This is a genomic window from Vibrio sp. D173a (assembly GCF_030248475.1).
Genome location: NZ_JAHGAH010001371.1, coordinates 1 through 919, shown reverse-complemented (window position 1 = coordinate 919; position 919 = coordinate 1). Strand labels below are relative to the sequence as shown.

The 919-nt window shown below is 39.6% G+C and carries 2 protein-coding genes; both read right to left on the bottom strand.

Annotated elements, in window-relative coordinates; translation table 11 throughout:
- The coding region (locus KIV40_RS33440) for a M14-type cytosolic carboxypeptidase (RefSeq protein WP_285353708.1) at window positions 1-182 on the bottom strand (182 nt) is incomplete at its 3' end.
- Window positions 183-256: 74 nt separating this feature from the next.
- The gene (locus KIV40_RS33435) at window positions 257-532 is read right to left on the bottom strand and encodes a nitrogenase-stabilizing/protective protein NifW (protein ID WP_285353706.1); all 276 of its coding nucleotides are present in this window, start codon (window positions 530-532) and stop codon (window positions 257-259) included.
- Window positions 533-919: the final 387 nt, after the last annotated feature.

The window sequence follows — 919 nt, the reverse complement described above, 5'->3', positions numbered from 1 at the left end:
GATTTTGCTAGGCCTTGAATTTCAAAGTGGTGAGCAAGTTGCGCCTCACTTTCTAGGCGGAAGTGAAACCACTGCGCAATATCGGTGTGTTTATCTGCTGGAATGGTCAGTTGGATGTTTTGTGGTGAATCTGCGTTAACGACATTGATGTTGCCGCTTTCGAAATTACTGAAAATTTTCATTGTAGTTATTATCTCGTGGTTGAGTTGCACTAAGATTAGCACACTTCATTTCAACCAAACTACTCTGAACTGGCCTAACGACGCTGGCAGGATGTACAACCGCGACACGCTGAGCGCGTATGTTTGTCTAACTTACTCCGCTGAACCTTACAGTAGGCGTTTTTGAGTGCTCTTCGGCCTGAAAACCAATCATCAGGTTTGGTCAAAATCAGGTAGCCGTTAAAGCGTTTTACTAACTCTGTACGGTTCTCTTCTATAAATCGGCTATCAAAGCCAATCTCAAAATAATCAAGCGCCTGTTCAATACGGGTAAAACCAGCAATTTTTTGCAGAAGTTCAGTTTGACTCATCATCGTCTCATGGTTCAGAAATTGTCGATGACTTTAACTCAATTAACGGAATTTTAACTTGATATAACCCCTGAAAAGATGGCTTTTTAGGCGCGCAGTTAATTTGGATTTATTTGGGTTGTTTATAGGATTCGTATATACCTATTGATATTTATATTGGGTGCGCATTCAGAGGTTATGAAATCTTGAATCTAGCTCCCACTGTACGCCATATTTATTATGAATAATGACAATTTATGACTCAAATCAATAAGGGGTAGCCCTAAAGTATTAGTCTGATCGCAATTGCAACTAATTGTTAAAGATGATTACTAAATATGTCTATTAAAAAACGTTACATCGCTGTTATCGCCGCTGTAGGTATAGGAATCGGCTGGTTGACGTTAG

Bases quoted from the DNA above. Each gene is read 5' to 3' on its own strand.
- KIV40_RS33435 (WP_285353706.1), bottom strand. From the start codon at position 532: ATGAGTCAAACTGAACTTCTGCAAAAAATTGCTGGTTTTACCCGTATT.